Below are 23,726 nucleotides of genomic sequence, written 5' to 3'. Positions count from 1 at the left end.
CGGGCCCGCTCAGTCAGCGGGTCCGCCCCGGTCGCCGGACGGCGGCGCCAGGCGCCGGCGCCGCTCGCGCTCAAGCCAGCGTTGCATGGCCCGCGCGCGGCGCGGGCCGGTGCGCGGGTCGCGCAGCACCGCCTCGACATGGCCGAGCAGGTCGTCGACATTGGCGGCGTGCGGCTGGCCGGGCTCGCGCGCGGCACCCCACAGGTCGATCCAGTCCTCGCTGCGCCGGCCGACGCGCAGCAGGCGGTAGAACAGGGCATCGCGGTCGCGGCGTCCGCTCAGTCCGTCCAGGGCGGCCGCCGCCAGCGACAGCGGGCTCAGCGCCACGTCGCGCAGGGCATCGAGCAGCAGCTTGAGCTGGAAGCGCAGGACATCGCGCAGCAACGGGCGCGGCGCGCCGGGGCCGGTCATGGCCGCAGCCGCCAGCCGGTGCGGAAGATCCACCACACCAGCCCCAGGCACAGCGCCAGGAAGCCGCAGATGGCGGCCAGGCTGATTCCGACGTTGACGTCGGAGATGCCGAAGAAGCTCCACCTGAAGCCGCTGACCAGATAGACCACCGGGTTGAACAGGGTGATGGTCTGCCAGACCGGCGGCAGCATGCTGATCGAGTAGAAGGCGCCGCCCAGGAAGGTCAGTGGCGTCACCACCATCAGCGGCACCACCTGGAGCTGCTCGAAGTTGTCGGCCCACAGGCCCAGGATGAAGCCGAACAGGCTGAAGCTGACCGCGGTCAGCACCAGGAAGGCGATCATCCACAGCGGATGGGCGATCTCGTAGGGCACGAACAACCGGGCCGTCAGCAGGATCAGCAGGCCGAGCAGGATCGACTTGCTGGCCGCCGCGCCGACGTAGCCGATCACCACCTCGATCCAGGACACCGGTGCCGACAGCACCTGGTAGAGCGTGCCCGACCACTTGGGCAGATAGATGCCGAACGAGGCGTTGCCGATGCTCTCGCTGAGCAGGGACAGCATGATCAGGCCGGGAATGATGAAGGCGCCGTAGCTGACCCCGTCGACCTCGCCCATGCGCGCGCCGATGGCGGCGCCGAACACCACGAAGTACAGCGTGGTCTGCAGCACCGGCGAGGCGATCGACTGCATCAGGGTGCGGAAGGTGCGCGCCATCTCGAAGCGGTAGATGGCGAGGATCGCGTGGCCGTTCATGCCGCGGCCTCCCGCACCAGGCCGACGAAGATGTCCTCCAGCGAGGTCTCCGAGGTGTGCAGGTCGCGCACGTCGATGCCCTGCCCGGCCAGCCGGCGCAGCAGGTCGGCGATGCCGCTGGACTGCGCCTGGGCATCGAAGCTGTAGGTGAGCGTGACGCCGTCGTCGGACAGCGACAGCGGCAGGTCGGCCAGGGCCGGCGGCACGGCCGGCAGCGGCGACTGCATGACCACGGTCAGCTGGCGGCTGCCCAGGCGGCGCATCAGCGAGGCGGTCTCCTCGACCACCACCAGCTCGCCGCGGCGCATCACGCCGATGCGATCGGCCATCTCCTCGGCCTCCTCGATGTAGTGGGTGGTCAGCACCACCGTGGTGCCGCGCTCGCGCAACTCCCGCACCATCGCCCACATGTCGTGGCGCAGCTCGACGTCGACGCCAGCGGTGGGTTCGTCAAGGAACAGCAGGGACGGCTCGTGCGCCAACGCCTTGGCGATCAGCACCCGCCGCTTCATGCCGCCGGACAGCGTGCGCACCTGGGCGTCGCGCTTGTCCCACAGGGAGAGCTGGCGCAGCACCCGCTCGACATGGCCGGGGTCGGGCGGCCGACCCATCAGCCCGCGGCTGAACGCCACCGTGGCGCGCACCGTCTCGAAGGCGTCCACCGCCAGCTCCTGCGGCACCAGGCCGATCCGCGCCCGGGTCTGGCGGAAGTCGCGGACGATGTCGAAGCCGTCCACCCGCACCGTGCCGGCGCTGGCGTTGACCAGACCGCAGACGATGCTGATCAGCGTGGTCTTGCCTGCGCCGTTCGGCCCCAGCAGCGCGAAGATCTCGCCGCGCCGGATATGCAGGTCGACGCCGCGCAGCGCCACCAGGCCGTCGCGATAGCGCTTGTCCAGGCCCTGGATGTCGAGGATGACGTCGTCGTCGGGATTCATTGCCGCTCCTTTCGGGCCAGGCCGGGAATCCTAGTCGGCCACCGACCGGGCAACCACCCGCCAGTGGTCATGGCAGTGCCGCCAGCCGGTCGGACAGGAAGGCGCGTTCCGGCAGTTGCCGCACCAGGCGGAGCGCACGCTGGTAGGCGGCGCGCGCCTCGTCGGTACGGTCCAGCCGGCGCAGCAGTTCGGCGCGGGTGGCATGGGCCAGGTGGTAGCCGGCCAGAGCCCCCTCGGCGAGCAGGTCGTCGACCAGGGCCAGGGCCGGCGCCGGGCCGTCGCGCTCGGCGACCGCGACGGCGCGGTTGAGCGCGACCACGGGTGAGGGATCGACGCGCAGCAGCAGGTCGTAGAGGGCGACGATCTGCGGCCAGTCGGTGGCCTCCGCGGTCGCCGCCTCGGCGTGCACGGCGGCGATCGCCGCCTGCAGGGCATAGCTGCGCGGCGGCCGGGCGCGCAGGGCCAGGCGGACCAGGGCCAGGCCCTCGTCGATCAGGGCGCGGTCCCAGCGGCCGCGGTCCTGGTCGGGCAGCAGCACCAGGGCGCCGTCGGCGCCGATGCGGGCGTGACGGCGCGAGGCGTGCAGCAGCATCAGGGCGAGCAGGCCGACCGCCTCGGGTTCGGGCAGCAGGGCGACCAGCAGGCGGCCCAGGCGGATCGCCTCCTCGACCAGGTCGTGGCGCACCGCCTGCGCGCCGGCGCTGGCGCTGTGGCCCTCGTTGAACACCAGGTAGACCACCTGCAGGACGCTGGCCAGGCGCGCCGGCAGCTCCGCGTGCCCCGGCACCTGGTAGCCGACCCGGGCCTGGCGCAGCTTCGCCTTGGCGCGCACGATGCGCTGCGCCAGGGTCGGCACCGGCACAAGGAAGGCGCGCGCGATCTCCTCGGTGGCAAGGCCGCAGACTTCGCGCAGGGTCAGGGCGACGCGCGCCTCCGGCGCCAGCACCGGATGGCAGCAGGTGAACACCAGGCGCAGGCGGTCGTCGCCGACCGCGTCGATCTCGGCCTCGGCCGGGTCGCCGTCCGCGGCGGCGACCCGCTCGGCGATGCGGCCATCGTCGAGGTCGTAGCGGCGCCGCCGGCGGATCTGGTCGATGGCCTTGAAGCGGCCGGCCGAGACCAGCCAGCTGTAGGGATTGCCGGGCACGCCTTGCGCCGGCCACTGCTCGAGCGCGGCGCGGAAGGCGTCGTGCAGCGCCTCCTCGGCCAGGTCGAAGTCGCCGAGCAGGCGTACCAGGGTGGCCAGCGCGTGGCGGGAATGCTCGCGCCAGGCCGACTCCACCGCCGCCCGGGCGGCCGCGACGGCGGCCGGGCTCAGGGCCGGCACGGCAGCGTCCGGCGGCGCGTCTTCGTCATCGCGGTCCGGCTCGCTCAGCCGGGCAGGGACTGCGCGATCGGCCGAACCTCGACGCTGCCGGTGCGCGCCCAGGGAAAGCCGGCGGCCAGGCGGATCGCCTCGTTCATGTCGCGCGCCTCGACGACATTGAAGCCGGCCAGGTACTCCTTGGTCTCGGCGAACGGGCCGTCGGTCACCGCCAGCTCGTCGTCGCGGATGCGCACGGTGGCGGCGGTCTCCGGCTTCTCCAGCCGCTCGGAGCCGAGCAGGCGGCCGTCGGCCATCAGCTCGCCGGCGCGCTCGTAGCAGTGCGCCAGGCGGTGCTCGAACTCTTCGGGCGGCAAGGCGTCGAGCAGGGCGGCATCGTTGTAGATCAGCAGCAGGTACTTCATGGCAACGCTCCTGTGGACGGTCTGGTGCGACGGGCGGGTCGACCGGCGAAGGAATCCGGCAGCCTCACCGGCTGGTCGGTCGGACGCGGCGCGGATCGACCGGCGCGCGGCACCCTGCGGCAGGGCCCAGCCTGCCCGCGCCCGGACGAGGCCGCAAGCACGCCGCCGCGCGCCTGGCGCCGGTTGCTGCGATCATTGCGCATGGATTCCTTCGACACCCTCGCCCTCGACCCCGCCCTGCGCCAGGCGGTCGCCGCCGCCGGCTACACCACGCCGACGCCCATCCAGGCCCGCACCCTGCCGGTGATCCTCGCCGGCCAGGACCTGCTGGCGATGGCGCCGACCGGCAGCGGCAAGACCGCCGCCTTCGGCCTGGGCCTGCTGCAGCGGCTGCAGCCGGGCCTGCTGCGCACCCAGGCCCTGGTCCTGTGCCCGACCCGCGAACTGGCCGACCAGGTGGCGCGCAGCCTGCGCAAGCTCGCCGCCGGCATCGGCAACGTCAAGCTGACCCTGGTCACCGGCGGCGTGCCGGCCGCACCGCAGCGCGCCTCCCTGGTGCAGCCGCCGCAGGTGGTGGTCGGCACCCCGGGGCGGGTGCTGGAAATGCTCGAGCAGGGCCTGATCGACCCGGACGCGATCGCCGGCTTCGTGCTGGACGAGGCCGATCGCATGCTGGACATGGGCTTCGCCGAGGCCATCGAGGCGATCGTGCGGCGGCTGCCGTCCGGCCGCCAGAGCCTGCTGTTCTCGGCGACCTGGCCGGACGCGATCCGCGCCATGGCGCGCACCACGCTGCACGAGCCGGTCGAGGTCACCGTCGACGAGGCCGGCCAGCAGCCGCGCATCGAGCACGTCTTCCACGAGACCGACCCGGCCCGCCGCAACGACGCCCTGGTCGCCCTGCTGCTGGTCAACCGGCCGCGCGCCGCCGTGGTGTTCTGCAACACCCGCAAGGAGGCCGACGAGGTCGCCGCGCGCCTGCGCGACGAGGGCTTCGACGCCCTCGCCCTGCACGGCGACATGGAGCAGCGCGACCGCGACGAGACCCTGCTGCGCTTCGGCAACGGCAGCCTGTCGGTGCTGGTCGCCAGCGACGTCGCCGCGCGCGGCCTGGACATCGACGAGGTGGACTGCGTGGTCAACCACGCCCTGCCCTCCGACGCCGACGCCTACACGCACCGGGTCGGCCGCACCGCGCGCGCCGGCCGCACCGGCCTGGCGCTGAGCCTGGTGGCGCCGGCCGAGATGGCGCGCGCACAGCGCATCCGCGACGCCCTGGGCATCGAACCGCGCTGGGCGCCGACCGGCCTGCCCGTCGGTGGCGCGGCGCGAGCGGCGCCACGTGCGGCGATGGCGACCGTGCGCATCGACGCCGGCCGCGTCGACAAGCTGCGCCCCGGCGACATCCTGGGCGCGCTGACCGGTGCCGCCGCGGTACCTGCCGAGGCCATCGGCCGCATCGACCTGTTCCCCACCCGCGCCTACGTCGCCATCCGCCGCGACCTGGCAAAGGCCGCCGCCGCGGCCCTGCAGGCCGGCCGCATCAAGGGCCGCAGCCGCCGCGTGCGGCTGGTCTGAGCCGGACCCGCCGGCAGCCGACTGGCGCCGGGGTCAGGACGAGAGTGCGGGCTGACCTGGGCCGCGAAGCCGCTGTCCCGCGCCGGACCGGATCGCCGGTCGATCCAGCCCGCGCCGGTTCGACCATGGGGCAAATCCCGGCGGCGCGGCCGCCCCGTCCAGCAAGGAGCGTCCCATGTCCACCTATGTCGATGGCTATGTCCTTCCCGTCCCCCGCGCCCGCCTCGAGGAGTACCGGCAGATCGCCGCCAGGGCCGGCGCGGTCTGGCGCGAGCACGGCGCGCTGTCCTACCGCGAGTGCGCCGGCGACGACCTGGCCGTGGAAGGCATGCTGCCGTTCACCGAGCTGTCCGGCGCCGGTCCGGACGACACCGTGGTGTTCGCCTGGGTGGAGTTCGCCTCGCGCGCCGAGCGCGACCGCATCAACGCCCTGGTGATGAACGACCCGCGCCTGGCCGGGATGTCGCCGGAGGCCATGCCGTTCGACTGCCGGCGCATGGCCTACGGCGGCTTCCAGACCCTGGTCGCGGCCTGACGGCGCCCTGGCGGCGGACCGCGCGGAGCGGCGCGACGCCGCCGCGCTCCGCTGCGCTGCCGGGGCCGGGCAGCGGCCGGCTGGGTGCCGCGCGCGGCCGCGGGCCGGGTGGCACAATGCCCCGCCCGGAACCCGCGCCATGCGCCTGAACAAGCACATCGCCGCCACCGGCTTCTGTTCCCGGCGCGAGGCCGACCGGCTGATCGCCGCCGGCCGGGTGACCGTCGGCGGCCGGCGCGGCGGCATCGGCACCGAGGTGGCGCCGGGCGAGGAGGTCCTGCTCGACGGCCAGCCGCTGCCGGCGCGGACCGTGCGCGCCGGACGCGCCCACGTCTACATCGCGCTCAACAAGCCGGTCGGCGTCACCTGCACGACCGAGTCCGGCGTGCGCGACAACATCGTCGACTTCGTCGGCCACGAGCAGCGCATCTTCCCGATCGGCCGCCTGGACAAGGATTCCGAGGGGCTGATCCTGCTGACCAGCAACGGCGATATCGTCAACGAGATCCTGCGCGCCGAGAACCGCCACGAGAAGGAATACCTGGTGGCGGTCAACAAGCCGGTGACGCCGGAGTTCCTGGCCGGCATGGCGCGCGGCGTGCGCGTGCATGGCGAGATGACCCTGCCCTGCCGAACCGCCAGGATCGCCAAGTACGGCTTCCGCATCGTGCTGACCCAGGGCCTGAACCGGCAGATCCGACTGATGGCCGCGGCGTTCGGCTACCGGGTCACGCAGCTGCGCCGGGTGCGCATCGACAACCTGAAGCTGGGCACGCTCAAGCCCGGCCAGTGGCGCAACCTGACCGCCGCCGAGCTGGCCGGCCTGCTGCCCGGGCGCAGCGACTGGTGAGCCCGGCCATGGCTTCCGGCAGGTGCGCCGGGCGCCGCTGGCACCCAGACTCGGGGATACCGTTCCAGGGAGATTCACCCATGACTTCAACAGCTCGCCTGTTGGCCTGCCTGCTGCCCGCCCTCTTCGTAGCGCTGCCCCAGTCGGCCGCCGCCCGCAGCGAGGCGCCCGACATCGAGGCAGCCGCCTCGCAGCTGCTGGAAGCTGCAGTGCGCGATCCCTCCGGTCCCGGCATGGCGGTGCTGCTGGCCCGGGGCGACACCGTGCTGTTCCGCGATGCCCGCGGCATGGCCAGCATCGAGCTGGGCGTGCCGCTGTCGCCCGACCACGTGTTCCGGATCGGCTCGGTCACCAAGCAGATCGCCGCCGCCGGCCTGCTGAAGCTGGTCGACGAAGGCAAGGTCGCGCTCGACGACCCGCTGGCCAAGTTCCTGCCCGACTACCCGAACGGCGGGGCGATCACCGTCGCGCAGCTGCTCAACCACACTTCGGGCATCAAGAGCTACACAGGCATCGCCGGCTACATGGACCAGGAGATCCGCAGGGATCTCGACACCAGCGCCCTGATCGCCGTGTTCGCCGACCAACCGGTCGACTTCGCCCCCGGCGAGGGCTGGAACTACAACAACTCCGGGTACGTCCTGGTCGGCGCGGTGATCGAGAAGGCCAGCGGCATGGCCTGGGACCGCTGGCTTGAACGCAGCCTGCTCCGCCCGCTGGCACTGGAACGGACGCGCTCCGGCGCCACCAGGCAGGTCATCGCCGGTCACGTCAGCGGCTACAGCGCCGGCGCCGACGGCGGCCACACCGTGGCGGCACCGCTGAGCATGACCCAGCCGCATGCCGCTGGTGCCCTGGTCTCCACCGTCGACGACCTGTGGCGCTGGAACCGCGCCCTGCATGGCGGCCAGGTGCTGTCCGCGCCGACCTATGCGCGCATGATCGCGCCCGAGGGCAAGGCCGCCGAGCCGCCGCAGCGCTACGGCTACGGCATCCAGGCCGGCACCGTGCGCGGCCGGACGACGCTCGAGCATGGCGGCGGCATCCACGGCTTCATCTCCCTGCTGGTGTACGTGCCCGAGGCCGACATCACCGTCGCCGTGCTGCGCAATGCCGACGCCAGCGGCGGCCAGGCGGTCGGCGTGCTGGCGCGCCGGCTGGCGGCGCTGGCGCTGGGCGATCCCTACCCGGCGCTGACCCCGGTGCCGGTACCCGACGACGAACTGAAGTCCCTGGAGGGCGTCTACCGTCTCGATGCCGACAATGCCCGCGTGCTGCGCTTCAAGGACGGCGCGCTGACCTCGCAGCGCAGCGGCGGCATGGCGTTCCCGCTGATCCCGGTCGGCAACGACAGCTTCGCGTTCGCCGACTCGCTCAGCCGACTGGCGATCGAACGCGACGCCGACGGCAAGCCGACCGCGATGCGCTTCTTCGCCGACGGCGAGGGCGAAGGCGAGCTGTGGCCGCGCACCGACGATTCGATCGAGGCGCGCACCGGCATAGAGCTGCCGCGCGCGGCGCTCGAGCGCCTGGTCGGCGACTATGCGGGGGAGGAGCTCACCTTCAAGGTGTTCTTCGACGAGTCCGACACGCTGCGCGTGCAGGTACCCGGCCAGCCGGCCTTCCAGCTCCATGCCGAATCGGCCAGCCGCCTGTTCATTACCGAAGTCGACGCCGCATTCGAGTTCGCCCCGGCCACCGGCGCGGTCGAGACCGCGACCCTGATGCAGGGCTCGGCGCGCATCGAGGCCCGGCGCCGATCGGACTGAACACCCAGGCACCGAGGCCGCGCAGCAACAGGGTGCCCGGCTGCCTGGGTTGACCGGGGATATCCCTTGAGGACGCGTGGCGAGGCCGTCGCGATCGCGCTGAACTGCGGATGGCGGACCGCTGCACGGCGAATGCGTAGCCGATGCCGAGTCGAACTGGCCGATGGAAGCGGACCGCGCCAGGGCGCGGAGATCGGTGGCCGCAGCAGCGGCCTCACGGAATATCCGGGTTAGGATGGCCGCAACCCCCGGCCGTCACGAGGATACGCGCGCGTGGCCTGCAACAGCCCTGCCCTCTCGACTGGCGCCTGGCACTTCCGGACGTTGCTGGCCGGGGCGCTCGGCTGCGGCACGCTCATCGCGGCGGCTGTGGCGCAGCAGATCGACATCGCTGCGCCACCCGGCAGCGACCGCTTCGGAACCGGCGTGCACCTGCTCGGCAATGGCAACATCGTGGTACGCGACTGCGGGGTGTTCGGTACCGCGGTCGGCTCGGTGTCGCTGTACCGGCCCGATGGCGAACTGATCAGCACGCTTACGGGCGCGATGGCCGGGGACTGCGTTGGCAGCCACGGCATCCGCGAGGTGGGCGACGGCAACTTCATCGTGCTCAGCCCCCACTTTCGTCACCAGGGACTGGAGGGCGCCGGTGCGGTCACCTGGGTGGATGGCGACGCCGGCCTGTCGGGCGAGGTGTCGGCAGCGAACTCCCTGGTCGGCAGCAGCGCCAACGACCGGATCGGCGAGCCGCAAGGCATCCTGGTGCTGGGCAACGGCAACTACATCGTGCAGAGCACGCTGTGGGACAACGGCGACGCCATCGATGCCGGGGCGGTGGTCTGGGCCGATGGCGACCTCGGAGTGGTCGGGCCGGTGTCGGCGGACAATGCCCTGGTCGGAACCCGGACCCATGATGCCGTGGGCTCCTCGGGCGGCCTGAATCACACGATCACCGAATTGCCGGGGGGCGATTTCGTCGTGCGCAGTCCCCTGGTTGATCTCGATGGGCTGCCTGACGCCGGCGCCGTCACCTTCGGCAGCGGCAGCAGCGGTGTGCGCGGCGTGGTGGGCGACGGCAACTCCCTGGTCGGCAGTCACGCCGGCGATCAGGTGGGCGGGGGGCAGCCCATCCTGCTGGCCGAGGGTCGCTACGTCCTGAGGAGCCCGTTCGCCGATCGCGATGGTCTGTCCGATGTCGGCGCGCTCACCTGGATCGACGGACCCCAGCCACTGCAAGGCGCGGTGGATCCCGGGAACTCCCTGTTCGGAATGCACCCCGGCGACCGGTTGGGGGAGGGTCTGGTGCAACCCCTGGCCAACGGCAACCTCGCGGTGGGCGTGCCGCGTTTCGGCCCCGACCAGCGGGGCGCAGTGCTGCTTTTCCAGGCGGGGGCCCTGCCGACCGGCATCCTGGATCCGACGTCGGCACTGCTGGGAAGCGAACCGGGCGATCGGGTGGGCAGCGACATCAAGGCGCTGCCGAACGGACATTTCGTCACCGCCACGCGCTACTGGCGCAACGGCGCGGCGGCCAACGCCGGTGCCGTGACCTGGGTCGACGGATGGACCGGCCTGGCCGCGGAAGTCGGAACCGGCAACTCGCTGGTGGGCAGCCTGCCGGGCGACACAATCGCCGAAAGCCTGGTGGTGCTGCCCGACAGCCGATACGTGGTGGTCAGCCCTTACTGGTCCAGCCCGACGTCCCCACGAGTCGGCGCGATCAGCGTTGGCGACGGCCTTGGCGGGCTGACCGGTCCGGTGTCCGCCGCCAACTCGCTGGTCGGCGCGCAGGCCAGCGACCTGGTCGGCTTCGGCGGGGCGACGGTGCTCGCCAACGGCAACGTCGCCATCCTCAGCCCGAGGTGGGCAAACGGTGACGCATTCCGGGCCGGCGCGGTCACCTGGATGTCGCCGGATCAGCCGGTGCTGGGTCCCGTCAGCGCCGGCAACTCCCTGGTTGGCAGCACGATCCAGGATGGCCTGGGCATGCGCCTGTTCCCCCTCGCCAATGGCAACCTCGTGGTCGGTGCGCCCGCCTGGGACCACGGCGACACTGCCGATGTCGGCGCAATCACCTGGATCGACGGCAGCACCGGTCGGACCGGTGCGATTTCACCCGGCAATTCCCTGATCGGGGCCAACACCGGCGACTTCCCGATCAATTCGTTTTCCGGCAGCCCGGTGGTATGGCCGCTGGCGAACGGGAACTACGTGGTCAACGCCCCCGGCTGGGACGGCTGGGGCGGACTGCTGCTGGAGCAGGGCGCGGTGGTGTGGGGCGACGGCAGGCGCGGCGTCACCGGCGTGCTTTCGCCGGAGCTGGCCCTGGTCGGCACGGTGGAAGGCGATGGCGTCGGCGACATCCACGTCCATGGCGACCACTTCGTGGTCGCGGCACCCCGCTTCGATGGCGCCGGCATCCTCAACGGCGGCGCTGTCGCGCTGCTGCGCGGGGGCCACGCCACCATCGGCATGTTGCACCCGGACTTCGCGGTGTTCGGGACAACCACGGCCACCGGCGTCGGCGACCACCTCCGGCACGCCTACGACCCCGTCCGGGATCTGCTGGTGGTCGGCCGCCCTGCCGACCGCGTGGTCAGCCTGCTCCGGATCGATGCCCTGCTGGTGGCCGACTTCGACTGAGCTCGCACGACGCAAGGCCCGGGCGGGCCGTGCATGGATCGATCAGACCGGACAGGTTTCCACCGGGTCAAGCGGCCGAGCGCAGCCGCGGGACCGGCGCCCGCCAGCGGGCCATCAACTCGGTCCAGCGTGCCCGGGCGCGTTCAAGGTGCGCCTCCTTGACGTGCCCGAAGCCGCGGATGTCGGCCGGGATCGAGGCGATCTCCACCGCCAGGGCATGGTTGTCGGGGGCCAGGCCGGCCAGCAGCTCGTCGGCGGTGGCGAAGTACTCCTCGACCAGGCGCCGCTCCATGCGCCGCTCGGCGGTGTGGCCGAACGGGTCCAGCCAGGTGCCGCGCAGGCCCTTGAGCTTCGCCAGCAGGCCGAAGGCCTTCAGCAGCCATGGCCCGAACTCGCGCTTGACCAGGTGGCCGTCGGCGTCGCGGCGGCTGAGCAGTGGCGGGGCGAGGTGCAGGCGCACCTTGTAGTCGCCGTCGAAGGTCTGCTCCAGGCGCCGGCGGAACTCGCCGCTGGTGTACAGGCGGGCGACCTCGTACTCGTCCTTGTAGGCCATCAGCTTGGCGGCGTTGCGGGCGACCGCCTCGGTCAGCGCGCTACGGCCGGGCGCGACCTGCTGCTCGGCGACGCGCACGCGCTCGACCAGGGCGCGCCAGCGCGCCGCGTAGGCGGCGTTCTGGTAACCGGTCAGGAAGCGCTCGCGGCGGGCGATCAGCTCGTCCAGGCCGGAGGACAGGCGCAGGTCGTCGATCGGCAGCGCGACCACCTCGGCAGCGACCTCCTCGCCGGCCGCCGCGGCCTGCACGGCGGCGACGTCGACCGCGGCCATGCGGCCCCAGGTGAAGGCCTTGCGGTTCATCTCGACCGCGGCGCCGTTGAGCTCCACGGCACGCATCAGCGCGTCCAGGCCGACCGGCACCCAGCCCTTCTGCCAGGCGTAGCCGAGCATGAACAGGTTGGCGCCGATCGCGTCGCCGAGCAGGGCGGTGGCCAGGGCGCTGCCGTCGACCAGGGCCGGGTCGCGGCCGCCCAGGGCGGTGCGCACGGCCTGCACGATGTCGGCGGCCGGGAACTGCATGTCCGGCTGCCGGGTGAAGGTGCCGGGCATCGCCTCGTAGGTGTTCAGCACCACGTTGGAGCGGTCGGCGCGGATCTTCGACAACGCCCAGTAGTCGTTGACCACGACCATGTCGCAGCCCAGCACCAGGTCGGCCTCGCCGGCGGCGATGCGCACCGCGTGGATGTCGTCGGGCCGCCGGGCGATGCGCACGTGGGTGGTGACCGCGCCACCCTTCTGGGCCAGGCCGGTCTGGTCGAGCACGCTGGTGCCCTTGCCTTCCAGGTGCGCGGCCATGCCGATCAGGGCACCGATGGTGACCACGCCGGTGCCGCCGATGCCGGTGACCAGGATGTTCCAGGGCAGCTCCAGGTCCGGCAGCGACGGCATCGGCAGCGCGGCCGGGTCGATCGCGCCGGCGCGCGGCTTCGGCTTGCGCAGGGCGCCGCCGTGCACGGTGACGAAGCTGGGGCAGAAGCCCTCGACGCAGGAATAGTCCTTGTTGCAGCTGCTCTGGTCGATGCTGCGCTTGCGGCCGAACTCGGTCTCCAGCGGCAGCACCGACACGCAATTGGACTTCACGCCGCAGTCGCCGCAGCCCTCGCAGACCAGCGAGTTGATCATGACCCGCTTGGGCGGGTCGACCATCAGCTTGCGCTTGCGGCGGCGACGCTTCTCGGCGGCGCAGGTCTGGTCGTAGATCAGCACGGTGGTGCCGGGGGTCTCGCGCAGGCGCTTCTGGACCTCGTCCAGCCGCTCGCGGGGCGCGAACTCGACGCCCTCGGGGAAGATCTCCGGACGGCTCCACTTGCCGATGTCGTCGGACAGCACGACGATCGTGGCCACCCCCTCGGCGCGCACCTGGTGGGCGATGTCGGGCACGGTCAGGGTGCCGTCGACCGGCTGGCCGCCGGTCATCGCCACCGCGTCGTTGTAGAGGATCTTGTAGGTGATGTTGACGCCGGCGGCGATCGCCTGGCGGATCGCCAGCGAGCCGGAATGGAAGTAGGTGCCGTCGCCGAGGTTCTGGAAGACGTGCTTCTCGCTGGTGAACGGCGCCTGCCCGCACCAGGTCACGCCCTCGCCGCCCATCTGGGTGAAGGTGTCGGTGCGCCGGTCCATCCAGGTGACCATGTAGTGGCAGCCGATGCCGCCCAGCGCCCGGGAGCCCTCCGGGACCACGGTCGAGGTGTTGTGCGGGCAGCCCGAGCAGTAGTGCGCGGCGCGCGGGAACACCGGCCGCGGCAGGGCCAGCTCGGCCTCCTTGGCGGCGATCCACTTCAGGCGCTGCTCGATGCGCTCGCTGCTGAAGAAGCGCGCCAACCGCCCGGCGATGACCCGGGCGATGCGCGCCGGGGTCAGTTCCGAGGTGCTGGGCAGGATCCAGTCGCCGGATTCGTCGTACTTGCCGACGATGCTCGGGCGCCGCTCGTGGTCCCAGTTGTACATGGCCTCCTTCATCTGCGACTCGATGAAGGCGCGCTTCTCCTCGACGACGACGATGTCCTCCAGGCCGCGCGCGAACTCGCGGATGCCGGCCGGCTCCAGCGGCCAGGTCATGCCGACCTTGTAGACGCGGATGCCGATGTCGCGGCAGGCCTCGGCGTCGATGCCCAGGTATTCCAGCGCCTGCAGCACGTCCAGGTAGCTCTTGCCGGTGGTGACGATCCCCAGCCGCGCACGTGGCGAGTCGAATACCGTGCGGTCGATGCCGTTGGCGCGCGCGAAGGCGATCGCCGCGTCGACCGCGTACTGGTGCAGGCGCATCTCCTGGTCCAGCGGCGGATCCGGCCAGCGGATGTTGAGGCCGCCCGGCGGCAGCGGGAAGTCGCCCGGCACCACGATGTCGAGCTGGTGCGGGTCGACGGTGACGCTGGCCGAGGATTCGACGGTCTCGGCGATGGTCTTGAAGCCGACCCAGCGGCCGGTGAAGCGGCTCATCGCCCAGCCGAGCAGGCCCATGTCGAGGATGTCCTGGACGCCGGCCGGGTTGAGCACCGGCATCAGCGCCGAGACGAACTCGTGCTCGGAGCCGTGCGGCAGGGTCGAGCTGCGGCAGGCGTGGTCGTCGGCGGCCAGGGCCAGCACACCGCCATGGCGCGAGGTGCCGGCGGCGTTGCCGTGCTTGAAGACGTCGCCGCAACGGTCGACGCCCGGGCCCTTGCCGTACCACATGGCATAGACGCCGTCGTGCTTCGCGCCGGGGAACAGATTGGCCTGCTGGCTGCCCCAGACCATGGTCGCGCCCAGGTCCTCGTTGAGGCCGGGCACGAACTTCACGGCGGCCGCTGACAGGTGCTTGCGGGCACGCCACAGTTCCAGGTCGAAGCCGCCCAGCGGCGAGCCACGGTAGCCGGAGATGAAGCCGGCGGTATTCAGCCCCGCGGCCTGGTCGCGCATCCGCTGCATCAGCGGCAGGCGCACCAGCGCCTGCACGCCGCTCAGGTAGATCCGGCCCTGGGTGCGGGTGTACTTGTGCTCGAGGGTGTACCCGGCATCGATCGCGGGCGCGGAAAGGCTGGCGGACATGGCGCGGAAACCGGCTTGCGGGGGTCGCGCATTCTAACAGCCCGTCCCCGGGTGGCCGCCGGCCGTCCTCAGGGCGGCCGGCGCAGGCGCAACGCGCCGTCGCGGAGCAGCGCGGGCAGCGCCTGGGCCAGGTCCCGGGCCAACCCGTCGGCGTCGCGGCCAGCCGGCCAGATGCCGCCCCAGTACCCGGCCCAGGTGTCGCGGCCGGCATCCTTGGCCAGGTACAGCGCCTGGTCGGCCAGGCGCAGGGTCAACAGCCAGGGCAGCGTGGCGCCGCCCTCGAACAGCGGCCAGGGCGCGAAGCCGACCGACACCGAAACCGGCACCGACGCCCCGCCGTCCAGGGTCACTGGCGCGGCCGATACCAGCGAACGCAGCCGTTCCGCCATGTCCAGTGCCTGCTGCTCGGTCAGGTCGGGGGCGGCCACCAGGAACTCCTCGCCACCCCAGCGGCACAGGCGGTCGCCGCCGCGGTCGCCGCCGCGGGTGCTGGCGCGCAGGCGCTGCGCGACCGTGACCAGCACCTTGTCGCCGACCTCGTGGCCGAACCGGTCGTTGATCGACTTGAAGCGGTCGATGTCGATCAGGAACAGCACGCCCGCCCGCACCGGCCCAGCCTGGAGGGCGGCAGTGCCGCGGTGCGCCTGCAGCCAGTCCAGCACCCGTGTCATATGCCGGCGATTGGACAGGCCGGTCATGTCGTCCTTGGCATTGGCGTGGCGAAGCTGCCGGTTGGCCCGACGCTGGTGCCAGGTGGCCAGCCCGGCGGCCAGCACGATCAGTGCCAGAAGGCCGATCCCGTAGCGCCGGGCCAGCCGGTCGCGCTCGAGCTGAAGGGCCTGGATCTCGTTGTCGCGACGCAGCAGCTCCAGCTCGCGGCGATCCATCTGCGAGCGCAGGCGAGCCTCCAGTTCGGCCAGCCGCTGGATGTTCTGCTCGCGGGCGAAGCGCAGGTGCAGCTCATTGTTGCGGCGCTCGGCCTGGTAGGCCTCGGGGATCCGGTCCAGGCTGGCATAAAGGGTCGACAGCGTGTGCATGCCGTCGCGCTCGGTGGTCTCGTCGCCGGTCTCCCGGGCCAGCGCCACGGCGGCCTCGGCGTCGGCCAGGGCGGCGGCCAGCTCGCCGCGCGCCTGTTCGACCCGGGCAATCTCCAGCAGGGTCGCGCCCTCGCCGGCGCGCGCGCCGATCTCGCGCCGCTCGGCCAGGGCGCGGCGCAGGCTGGCCTCGGCCTCCTCGAGGCGGCCGAGCTGGCGAAGCGCGAAGCCGATGCTGTGGGTGACGTGGGCGATGCCAACCCGGTTGCCCTGGGCCTCGGCCAGTTCCAGCGCCCGCTCAAGCAGCGGCAGGCCGCGGCCGGGCTCGCCGTTCTGGACCAGGGACAGGCCGTAGTTGTTGAGCAGCGGCGGCTCGTGCTGGCGGTGCCCGGTGGCCTCCATCAGGCGCAGCGCCTCCTCGAAGTGCGCCTGCGCCTGCAGGCCCTCGTCGAGGCTGCCGCGGGCGATGCCGAGGTTGGTCAGCAGGCCGATCCGCTCGTTGTCCAGGCCGTGCTCGTCGGCGATTTCCAGGGCCTGCACGAAGCGGTCGACGGCGGCATGGCGATCGCCCAGGGAAAAATGCACGCTGCCGGCGCGGCGCAAGGCCGCGGTCACCATCGCCGGCGACAGGCCTTCACGGGTGGTCAGCTCCAGCAGTCGGTCGGCCTCGGCGCGGGCCTGCTCGGCCTGGCCGGTGCGCACATGCGACCAGGCCAGGCACATCCGCGCCTGGATCTCGCCCTCCAGCGCCAGGCCGGGGGCGGCGAGCTGCCGCTCGGCCAGCGTATGGGCGGCGGCCGGATCGCTGTTGCTCAGCGCCTCGCAATCCTCGGACGCCGGCGGTGGCTGGGCGACCACGGTGGCGACTGCGACCAGCAGGCCGGCCAGCAGGCCGGACACCACCCACACCGACCCGGCCGGGGACACCCACCTGCCGCGGGGCCCGACAATCGAGGGCGTGCGGCGAAAACAGGGCGCCCTCATGCCGCCCTCGACCAGGCCGTGTCCGCCAACGCGGCAAAGAACGCCGCGACCGCGTCGCGCTGCGCGCGCGCCTGCTCGATGCCGCTGACCTGCCGCCAGAACGCCTCGGCCCCGGCATGGCTGCGGCAGTACCAGCCGATGTGCTTGCGTGCGATGCGCACGCCCTGGGACTCGCCGTACAGCGCGTACAGCCCGTCCAGGTGCTCGAGCAGCCAGGCGCCGACCTGGGCGGGCGATGGTGGGGCCGGCACCTGGCCGGTCGCCAGATAGGCGGCGATCTCGGCGAAGATCCAGGGCCGGCCCTGGGCGGCGCGGCCAACCATCACGGCGTCGGCGCCGGTGGCCTCGAGCACGGCGCGCGCGGCCTGCGGCGAATCGATGTCGCCGTTGGCGATCACAGGGATCGCCACCGCGCGCTTGATCGCCGCGATGGTGGCGTACTCGGCGCGGCCCAGGAAACGGTCGGCGCGGGTGCGGCCGTGCACGGCCAGTGCGGCGATGCCGGCGTCCTGCGCGATCCGGGCGATGGCCACGCCGTTGCGGTTGGCCGGGTCGGGTCCGGTGCGGATCTTCAGGGTCACCGGCACCTCGACAGCGGCAACCACCTCGGCCAGGATGCGCGCCACCAGTGGCTCGTCGGCAAGCAGGGCGGAACCGGCCTCGCGCCGGCACACCTTCTTGGCCGGGCAGCCCATGTTGATGTCGATGAGTTGCGCGCCCTGGTCGGCGTTGAAGCGCGCGGCGTCGGCCAGCATCGCCGGATCCCACCCGGCGATCTGCACCGCCACCGGCTCGGGTTCGCCGGCGTGCTCGCGGCGCAGGGCGGACTTGCGGGTATGCCTCAGCGCCGGATCGGCGGCGGTCATTTCCGACACGCACAGGCCAGCGCCCAGGCGCTTGCACAGCACCCGGAACGGCTTGTCGGTGATGCCGGCCATCGGCGCCAGCACCAGCGGCGGATCGATTCGGTGGCGGCCGATCTGCATGGCCGGCCATGGTAGCGGGGCGGGACGCGCCGCGGCGGGCGCGTCACCATCGTTCACGTGCGTGAAACCCTCGTCACCCGCGGGCCGGTACCCGCCATGCCGGATCCGGGGGGCACCAGATCCTCCGGAAAGGCGGCCTACTGCGTTGGCGCCCGTCTCAGCCCAACGGTCCGTTGTACGTGAGGGTGTAGTTCCCGCAGGCTGACGGTCCGCCGGCCGGCTTGACCACCAGGTACCAGGTTCCCTGCAGTTGCGAGAAGGTCAGCGGATTGCCCGCATTCCCGGTGGCGATGCAGCGGGTGGCCGGCCCGCAGGGGACCTCGCACAGGAACAGCGCCACCCCGAACGGCGTCGGCTCGGCGATTGAGAAGGCACCGGTGCGCGGCTCAGGCAGGGTGAATCGGTAGAGCACGGCTGGCGAGCGGTTGCGCGTGCTGCCCGAGGCCAGGGCCGGCAGGTCGTGGCTGCCGGTGCAGGTGCTTCCGCTCACGGAACCGAGCGGAAAGGGCACTCCTACAGGGCAGTTGGCGTCCTCGCCGGCCTCGTGGCTGATCCAGGCGAGCTGGTCGTCGGCCAGGGCGATGCGGTCGAAGCGCACGGTGCGCGTGGCCTGCCCTGCCAGGAACCCGGTGCTGGGGTTGCCCAGGCCCAGGGCCAGGCGTTCGATGCCGCCCAGCGCCACGGTGTCCAGGCCGTTCATGACCGCGGTCGGGGCATCGCTGGTCGGCGTGTCCACCCACAGGCGCAGGCTGCCGGTGCCGGCGCCTTCCTCCAGCCGCAGCGTGATCTCGGGGCGCACAGGCAGCGGCACCGACAACGTGCACTGGCCGCCCGGCTGGCCGGGACAGGGAGCGGACACGCCCAGGTTCCGGGACGTGCCCGCGATATTGCCGAACACCGACAGCGCGAAGACCGTGGCGGTGCGCTGGTCGCCGCTGCCGGCGGGCTGGGCGGACACGGCGTGGACCAGATCGAATACCTGCACCGCGTTGAGACCGGTCAGCGCCGAGAGGTCGGCCCGGAAGGCCAGCTCCATCAGCGGCGCCTGGTCGCGGCGGCGCACGTGGGCCATCGCCGCCGACCCGCGCACGTTGGCATCGATGCGGACATCCAGGGCGCAGCCGTCGTCGCCCTCCAGCCAGGTCGCGGTGCCGCCCAGCTCGACGGTCTCGTTGAACGGCGGTTCCGGGCAGGCAAGGGCGGGGGCGGCGAAGGCCAGCAGCAGGGCGAGGGCGGGCAGGCGCATGGCGATTCTCCTGGGGACCGGGGACCGGCACAGGCTAACACGCTGTGGAAGCTGCAACGATGCGGCGGATGCGGCGATGCAGCACTCAGGCCCCGAAGCGGGCAGCGACTTCGGTGCGGGTGGGCATGGCGACGGTGGTGCCGCGGCGCTCGGTGGACAGCGCGGCGGCGCGGTTGGCATCGACGATCGCGGCGCGGAAGCCGGTGCCGGCACCGGCGGCAAGGGCGGCGGCCAGGGCGCCGTTGAAGCAGTCGCCGGCGCCGGTGCTGTCGATGCTGGCCACGGCCTCGGCGGCCAGGCGATAGCAGGCCGGTTCGCCGGCGGCCCAGGGGCTGCCCCCGGCATGGCAGACGAAGCAGCCGTGGCGACCCAGGGTGACCACGACGGTGGCCACGCCCAGGCCGCGGGCGAGCCGCTGCAGTTCGTCGTCGGGCAGCGCGGCGACCTGGTCCGGATCGACCCGGGCCACGCCGCAGCAGGCCAGCAGCTGCGCGAATTCGGTCTCGTTCGGCGTCACCAGCGGGAAGCGGCGCAGCAGGGCGGGCGGCAACGCGGCGTCCATCGGCGCCGGGTTCAGGATCGCCGGAATGGCCAGGGCGTCGGCCAGGTCGGCGACCGCCGCCACCGCGGCCAGGCTGGTTTCCATCTGGGTCAGCAGCAGGCGACTGCCGGCCAGCTCGTCGGCCAGGCCGGCGATGAACGATGGCGCAAGCTTCCGGTTCGCGCCCAGGGCGACCGCGATCAGGTTGTTGCCGGCGCCGTCGACCAGGATGCCGGCCGCCGCGGTCGGCTGGCCGGCAACCGTCTGCCAGGATGCCGCCAGACCCTCGGCGGCAGCGAAGGCACGGGCACCGTCGGCGCCGGCGTCGTCGCCCAGGGCGCCGACGAAACGCACCCGGGCGCCAAGCCGGTGCGCGGCGACCGCCTGGTTGAAGCCCTTGCCGCCCGCGCAGCTGGCGTAGCCGTCGGCGGGCGCGGTCTCGCCGGCGCGCGGAAAGGCCGGCAGGGTCCAGATGTGGTCCTGTACGTAGGAGCCGATCACCACCACGTCGTGGCCGGGCATGGTCTTCGTCCCTCGACTGCCGGCGGGCCGGCAAGCCCGCCATCACAGCGCCAGGCGTGACCGTCGTCAAGCTTTCTCCGGCCCGTGCGGCGGGGACTAGACTGCCGGCGCGGAGCGTTCCGCACCACAGTAGGGAGAAGCAACACCATGGAAAACATTCTGCCCCTGGTCATCCAGGCCATCGCGGGCCTGGTAGGCGGCAACGTCGCCGGGCTGATCAACAAGGCGCGCAGCCTGGGCCCGCTGCTGAACAGCGTACTGGGCGCGGTCGGCGGCGTCGCCGGCGCGCAGGGCGCCCAGGCCGCCGGCCTGTTCGAGATGCTGGGCATGGCCGGCACCGGCAGCGACCCGGCGGCGCTGGCCGCGCAGGGCGGCATCGGCGCGGTCGCCGGCCTGATCCTGCCGCTGATCGGCGGCCTGCTGAAGAAGAAGTGATGCCGCGCGGACCCGGGGCGGCGGTGCCGCCCCGGGTCGCGCTCAGAACGAGGTGATGACCCCGGCGATGGTGGCGGTCATCAGGGTCGCCAGGGTGCCGCCGAGCACCGCCCGCAGCCCGAAGCGCGCCAGGTCGGCGCGGCGCTCCGGGGCGATGCCGCCGATGCCGCCGATCTGGATGGCGATCGACGAGAAGTTGGCGAACCCGCACAGCGCGTAGGTGGCGATCAGCCGGCCCTTCTCGGTCAGCTCCGGCGCCATCTCGGCGAGCTGCACGTAGGCCACGAACTCGTTGGCGACGATCTTCTGGCCGACCAGGGAGCCGACCGCCTGGGCATCCGACCAGGGCACGCCGGTGATCCAGGCGACTGGCGAGAACAGGTAACCCAGCATCAGGGCCAGGTCGGTCTTCACCGGCCGGCCGGCGGCCTCGCTGAGCGCGGCAGTGACGCCGGTCACCTCGCCCAGCCATTCCAGCGGAAAGTTGACCATGGCGATCAGCGCCAGGAAGGCCAGCAGCATGCCGCCGACGTTGAGCGCCAGCTTGACGCCGTCGGAGGCGCCGATCGCCGCCGCCTCGATGACGTTCTGGGCGACCCGCTCGTCGTGGATGCGCACGGTGCCCAGGGTCAGCGGCTGCTGAACCTCGGGGATCAGCAGCTTGGCCATCACCAGCGCCGCCGGCGCCGCCATGATGCTGGCCGAGACCAGGTGCTTGGCGTAGAACACCTGCTGGTCCGGATCGCCGCCGCCGAGCAGGCCGATGTAGGCGGCCATCACGCCGCCGGCGATGGTCGCCATGCCGCCGACCATCAAGGTCATCAGCTCCGAGTTGGTCATCCGCCCGATGTAGGGGCGCACCACCAGGGGCGCCTCGGTCTGGCCGACGAACACGTTGGCGCTCACCGACAGCGTCTCGGCGCCGGACACCGGCATCACCTTGGTGATCGCCCAGGCCATGCCCTGGACGATCCGCTGCATCAGGCCGACGTGGTAGAGGACGCTCATCAGCGCCGAGAAGAAGATGATGGTCGGCAGCACCTGGATGGCGAACACGAAGCCGAACTTCGAGATGTCGACGAAGTCGCCGAAGATGAAGCCGGCGCCGGCCTGGGTGAACGAGATCACCTTGACGAAACCGCGCCCGAGGGCGTCGAACACCGCGGCGCCGAACGGCGTCATCAGCACGAACAGGGCCAGCGCAACCTGCAGAGCCAGGCCGGTGCCGATCAGGCGCCAGTTGACGGCGCGCCGGTTGTCGGAGAACAGCCAGGCGATGGCGACCAGCACCGAGAGGCCGAGCAGGCCGAACAGCACGCTTTGCAACAGGGCCATCGCGGGGCCGCCTCCATGGGGAACCCGGGCAGGCTAGTGGCTGGGGCTCCCCGAGGGAAGGTCCGGTGCCCCGGGCCCACGGTCCGCAACGGACCGGTGCCATGGTCGGACCGCGGCAACGCCGAACCTGCCGGATCGGACCCCCGGCACGAGCCACGCGGGCGCGCGCCGGCTTCACCGGCGTGGTCCGTATAATCCTGGCCATTCCCAGGAGGCCAGCCATGAGCGAGCGCGACGTGATGGAGTACGACGTGGTGACGGTCGGCGCCGGGCCGGCCGGCCTGGCGTTCGCGCTGCGCCTCAAGCAGCTCCGCCCGGAGCTGTCGGTGTGCGTGATCGAGAAGGCCTCGACGATCGGCGCCCAGGTGCTGTCCGGCGCGGTGATCGAGACAGGCCCGCTCGACGCCCTGCTGCCGGACTGGCGCAGCGCGCCGCCGCCGGTGTGCGTGGACGTCGCCGGCGACCGCTTCCTGTGGCTTTCGAAGACCGGCGCGCGGCGGCTGCCGACGCCGCCGCAGATGCACAACAAGGGCAACGTGATCGTCTCGCTGGGCGCCCTGTGCGCCTGGCTGGCGCCGCAGGCCGAGGCGCTGGGCGTCGAGGTCTTCCCCGGCTTCGCCGCGGCGGAGGCCCTGGTCGAGGACGGTCGCGTCGCCGGCGTGCGGATCGGCGACATGGGCGTCGCCCGCGACGGCAGCCGCAAGCCGACCTACACCCAGGGCATCGACATCCGCGCGAAGGTCACGGTGCTGGCCGAGGGATGCCGCGGTCACCTGGGCAAGCGCCTGATCCGCGAATTCGGCCTGGACCGCGACAGCGGTCCACAGACCTACGGCATCGGCATCAAGGAGCTGTGGCAGCTTGCGCCGGGCAAGGGCGAGGCCGGCCAGGTCGTGCACACCCTGGGCTGGCCGCTGGACCGCCGCACCTACGGCGGCAGCTTTCTCTACCACCTCGACCAGGATCGCCTGGCGATCGGCTTCGTGGTCGGCCTCGACTACGAGGACCCCAACTTCGCGCCCTACGAGGCTTTCCAGCAGCTCAAGCACCACCCGGCGATCCGGCCCCTGCTGGAGGGCGGCAGCATCCTGTCGGCCGGCGCCCGCGCCCTGGTCGAGGGCGGCTACCAGGCGCTGCCGCGCGTCGAGATGCCGGGCGCCCTGCTGATCGGCGACGACGCCGGCCTGCTCAATGTGCCCAAGATCAAGGGCACCCACCAGGCGATGGCCTCGGGCATGCTGGCCGCCGAGCACGTCGCCGAAACCGGCGCGGCCGAGGGCTGGGACGCGCGCCTGCGCGCCTCGAAGGTGGTCGACGAACTGCGCCGCGTGCGCAACATCCGTCCGGGCTTCCAGAAGGGCCTGTGGCGCGGCCTGGCCAACGCCGCCTGGGAAACGGTGACCGGCGGTCGCTCGCCGTGGACCCTGAAGCACCATGCCGACCACAGCGCGCTGCGCCGGCTGGACGCCTACCAGTCGCCGGCGCGCGACTGGGTGGCGCGCGACCTGCCGCCGCGCGACCGCCTGGCCGGCGTCTACTTCGCCGCCACCGAGCACGACGAGGACCAGCCGGTGCACCTGCTGGTCGCCGATCCGCAGGTCTGCGTGACCCGCTGCACGGTGGAGTACAACAACCCCTGCGAGCGCTTCTGCCCGGCCGGGGTCTACGAGATCGTCGACGACGGCGCCGGCCGCCGCCTGCAGATCAACGCCGCCAACTGCGTGCACTGCAAGACCTGCGACATCAAGGATCCCTACCAGATCATCACCTGGGTGACCCCCGAGGGGGGCGCCGGTCCCAACTACCAGAACCTCTGACCGGCGCAGGCCTGGCGCTTCCTTCGCCTTTCG

18 protein-coding genes are annotated in these 23,726 nt (G+C 72.4%); 7 read left to right on the top strand and 11 right to left on the bottom strand.

What is annotated here, in order from left to right:
- Positions 1-9: 9 nt before the first annotated feature.
- The 5 genes from KF823_09975 to KF823_09955 all read right to left on the bottom strand — a co-directional run bounded on the left by KF823_09975 (position 10) and on the right by KF823_09955 (position 3,835).
- Positions 10-411: a hypothetical protein gene (locus tag KF823_09975; GenBank protein MBX3726234.1), complete on the bottom strand. Its 402-nt coding sequence runs from the start codon at positions 409-411 to the stop codon at positions 10-12.
- Positions 408-1,169, bottom strand: a complete 762-nt coding sequence (locus KF823_09970) for an ABC transporter permease (GenBank protein MBX3726233.1) — start codon at positions 1,167-1,169, stop codon at positions 408-410. The genes KF823_09975 and KF823_09970 overlap by 4 nt, the downstream gene beginning before the upstream one ends.
- The gene (locus KF823_09965; GenBank protein MBX3726232.1) at positions 1,166-2,107 is read right to left on the bottom strand and encodes an ABC transporter ATP-binding protein; all 942 of its coding nucleotides are present in this window, start codon (positions 2,105-2,107) and stop codon (positions 1,166-1,168) included. Before KF823_09965 ends, KF823_09970 begins: the two co-directional genes overlap by 4 nt.
- A gap of 67 nt (positions 2,108-2,174) precedes the next feature.
- Positions 2,175-3,389 (bottom strand): RNA polymerase sigma factor, encoded by a 1,215-nt coding sequence (locus KF823_09960; protein ID MBX3726231.1) that lies wholly within the window; start codon positions 3,387-3,389, stop codon positions 2,175-2,177.
- Positions 3,390-3,478: 89 nt separating this feature from the next.
- Positions 3,479-3,835, bottom strand: a complete 357-nt coding sequence (locus KF823_09955; GenBank protein ID MBX3726230.1) for a YciI family protein — start codon at positions 3,833-3,835, stop codon at positions 3,479-3,481.
- A gap of 201 nt (positions 3,836-4,036) precedes the next feature.
- Between KF823_09955 and dbpA the strand changes: the two genes are divergently transcribed.
- The 5 genes from dbpA (at position 4,037) to KF823_09930 (ending at position 11,210) form a co-directional block, all read left to right on the top strand.
- Positions 4,037-5,413 carry an ATP-dependent RNA helicase DbpA gene (dbpA, locus tag KF823_09950; protein MBX3726229.1) on the top strand — a complete coding sequence of 459 codons (1,377 nt, stop codon included), beginning with the start codon at positions 4,037-4,039 and terminating at the stop codon, positions 5,411-5,413.
- Positions 5,414-5,588: 175 nt separating this feature from the next.
- Complete coding sequence (locus KF823_09945; GenBank protein ID MBX3726228.1) at positions 5,589-5,948, top strand: DUF1428 domain-containing protein; 360 nt, start codon at positions 5,589-5,591, stop codon at positions 5,946-5,948.
- Between the two features lie 139 nt (positions 5,949-6,087).
- Positions 6,088-6,798 carry a pseudouridine synthase gene (locus tag KF823_09940; protein MBX3726227.1) on the top strand — a complete coding sequence of 237 codons (711 nt, stop codon included), beginning with the start codon at positions 6,088-6,090 and terminating at the stop codon, positions 6,796-6,798.
- Positions 6,799-6,878: 80 nt separating this feature from the next.
- A complete protein-coding gene (locus KF823_09935) occupies positions 6,879-8,567 on the top strand; it encodes a serine hydrolase (GenBank protein MBX3726226.1) in 1,689 nt (562 codons plus the stop codon).
- 273 nt (positions 8,568-8,840) lie between these two features.
- Positions 8,841-11,210, top strand: coding sequence for a hypothetical protein (locus KF823_09930; protein ID MBX3726225.1), 2,370 nt, complete (start codon positions 8,841-8,843; stop codon positions 11,208-11,210).
- Positions 11,211-11,277: 67 nt separating this feature from the next.
- Here KF823_09930 and KF823_09925 read toward each other — a convergent pair whose 3' ends face one another.
- The 5 genes from KF823_09925 to KF823_09905 all read right to left on the bottom strand — a co-directional run bounded on the left by KF823_09925 (position 11,278) and on the right by KF823_09905 (position 20,106).
- On the bottom strand, positions 11,278-14,793 hold the full coding sequence (locus tag KF823_09925) for an indolepyruvate ferredoxin oxidoreductase family protein (protein ID MBX3726224.1): 3,516 nt from the start codon (positions 14,791-14,793) through the stop codon (positions 11,278-11,280).
- A 68-nt stretch (positions 14,794-14,861) separates the two neighbouring features.
- Positions 14,862-16,727, bottom strand: a complete 1,866-nt coding sequence (locus tag KF823_09920; protein MBX3726223.1) for a diguanylate cyclase — start codon at positions 16,725-16,727, stop codon at positions 14,862-14,864.
- Between the two features lie 80 nt (positions 16,728-16,807).
- Entirely contained in the window at positions 16,808-17,797 is a 990-nt protein-coding gene (dusB, locus tag KF823_09915) for a tRNA dihydrouridine synthase DusB (protein ID MBX3726222.1), read from the bottom strand.
- Positions 17,798-17,954: 157 nt separating this feature from the next.
- The gene (locus tag KF823_09910; GenBank protein ID MBX3726221.1) at positions 17,955-19,043 is read right to left on the bottom strand and encodes a hypothetical protein; all 1,089 of its coding nucleotides are present in this window, start codon (positions 19,041-19,043) and stop codon (positions 17,955-17,957) included.
- Positions 19,044-19,128: 85 nt separating this feature from the next.
- Complete coding sequence (locus tag KF823_09905; GenBank protein ID MBX3726220.1) at positions 19,129-20,106, bottom strand: ribokinase; 978 nt, start codon at positions 20,104-20,106, stop codon at positions 19,129-19,131.
- 147 nt (positions 20,107-20,253) lie between these two features.
- On the opposite strand from KF823_09905, the gene KF823_09900 reads away from it, so the two are divergent.
- Positions 20,254-20,541 carry a hypothetical protein gene (locus KF823_09900; protein ID MBX3726219.1) on the top strand — a complete coding sequence of 96 codons (288 nt, stop codon included), beginning with the start codon at positions 20,254-20,256 and terminating at the stop codon, positions 20,539-20,541.
- A gap of 42 nt (positions 20,542-20,583) precedes the next feature.
- On the opposite strand, the gene KF823_09895 is transcribed toward KF823_09900, so the two are convergent.
- Positions 20,584-21,876, bottom strand: a complete 1,293-nt coding sequence (locus KF823_09895; protein ID MBX3726218.1) for a NupC/NupG family nucleoside CNT transporter — start codon at positions 21,874-21,876, stop codon at positions 20,584-20,586.
- A 221-nt stretch (positions 21,877-22,097) separates the two neighbouring features.
- Here KF823_09895 and KF823_09890 point away from each other — a divergent pair, with 221 nt between their 5' ends.
- Positions 22,098-23,693 carry an electron transfer flavoprotein-ubiquinone oxidoreductase gene (locus tag KF823_09890; protein MBX3726217.1) on the top strand — a complete coding sequence of 532 codons (1,596 nt, stop codon included), beginning with the start codon at positions 22,098-22,100 and terminating at the stop codon, positions 23,691-23,693.
- Positions 23,694-23,726 lie beyond the last annotated feature (33 nt).

It is taken from the genome of Lysobacterales bacterium (assembly GCA_019634735.1).
GTDB lineage: Bacteria > Pseudomonadota > Gammaproteobacteria > Xanthomonadales > UBA2363 > Pseudofulvimonas.
This window is presented reverse-complemented; position numbering and strand designations above follow the sequence as displayed.

Coding starts and splice junctions, on each gene's coding strand:
- dusB (MBX3726222.1), bottom strand. CDS start 17,797: ATGCAGATCGGCCGCCACCGAATCGATCCGCCGCTGGTGCTGGCGCCG.
- KF823_09925 (MBX3726224.1), bottom strand. CDS start 14,793: ATGTCCGCCAGCCTTTCCGCGCCCGCGATCGATGCCGGGTACACCCTC.
- KF823_09900 (MBX3726219.1), top strand. CDS start 20,254: ATGGAAAACATTCTGCCCCTGGTCATCCAGGCCATCGCGGGCCTGGTA.
- KF823_09905 (MBX3726220.1), bottom strand. CDS start 20,106: ATGCCCGGCCACGACGTGGTGGTGATCGGCTCCTACGTACAGGACCAC.
- KF823_09965 (MBX3726232.1), bottom strand. CDS start 2,107: ATGAATCCCGACGACGACGTCATCCTCGACATCCAGGGCCTGGACAAG.
- dbpA (MBX3726229.1), top strand. CDS start 4,037: ATGGATTCCTTCGACACCCTCGCCCTCGACCCCGCCCTGCGCCAGGCG.
- KF823_09890 (MBX3726217.1), top strand. CDS start 22,098: ATGAGCGAGCGCGACGTGATGGAGTACGACGTGGTGACGGTCGGCGCC.
- KF823_09895 (MBX3726218.1), bottom strand. CDS start 21,876: ATGGCCCTGTTGCAAAGCGTGCTGTTCGGCCTGCTCGGCCTCTCGGTG.
- KF823_09940 (MBX3726227.1), top strand. CDS start 6,088: ATGCGCCTGAACAAGCACATCGCCGCCACCGGCTTCTGTTCCCGGCGC.
- KF823_09935 (MBX3726226.1), top strand. CDS start 6,879: ATGACTTCAACAGCTCGCCTGTTGGCCTGCCTGCTGCCCGCCCTCTTC.
- KF823_09945 (MBX3726228.1), top strand. CDS start 5,589: ATGTCCACCTATGTCGATGGCTATGTCCTTCCCGTCCCCCGCGCCCGC.
- KF823_09955 (MBX3726230.1), bottom strand. CDS start 3,835: ATGAAGTACCTGCTGCTGATCTACAACGATGCCGCCCTGCTCGACGCC.
- KF823_09970 (MBX3726233.1), bottom strand. CDS start 1,169: ATGAACGGCCACGCGATCCTCGCCATCTACCGCTTCGAGATGGCGCGC.
- KF823_09910 (MBX3726221.1), bottom strand. CDS start 19,043: ATGCGCCTGCCCGCCCTCGCCCTGCTGCTGGCCTTCGCCGCCCCCGCC.
- KF823_09975 (MBX3726234.1), bottom strand. CDS start 411: ATGACCGGCCCCGGCGCGCCGCGCCCGTTGCTGCGCGATGTCCTGCGC.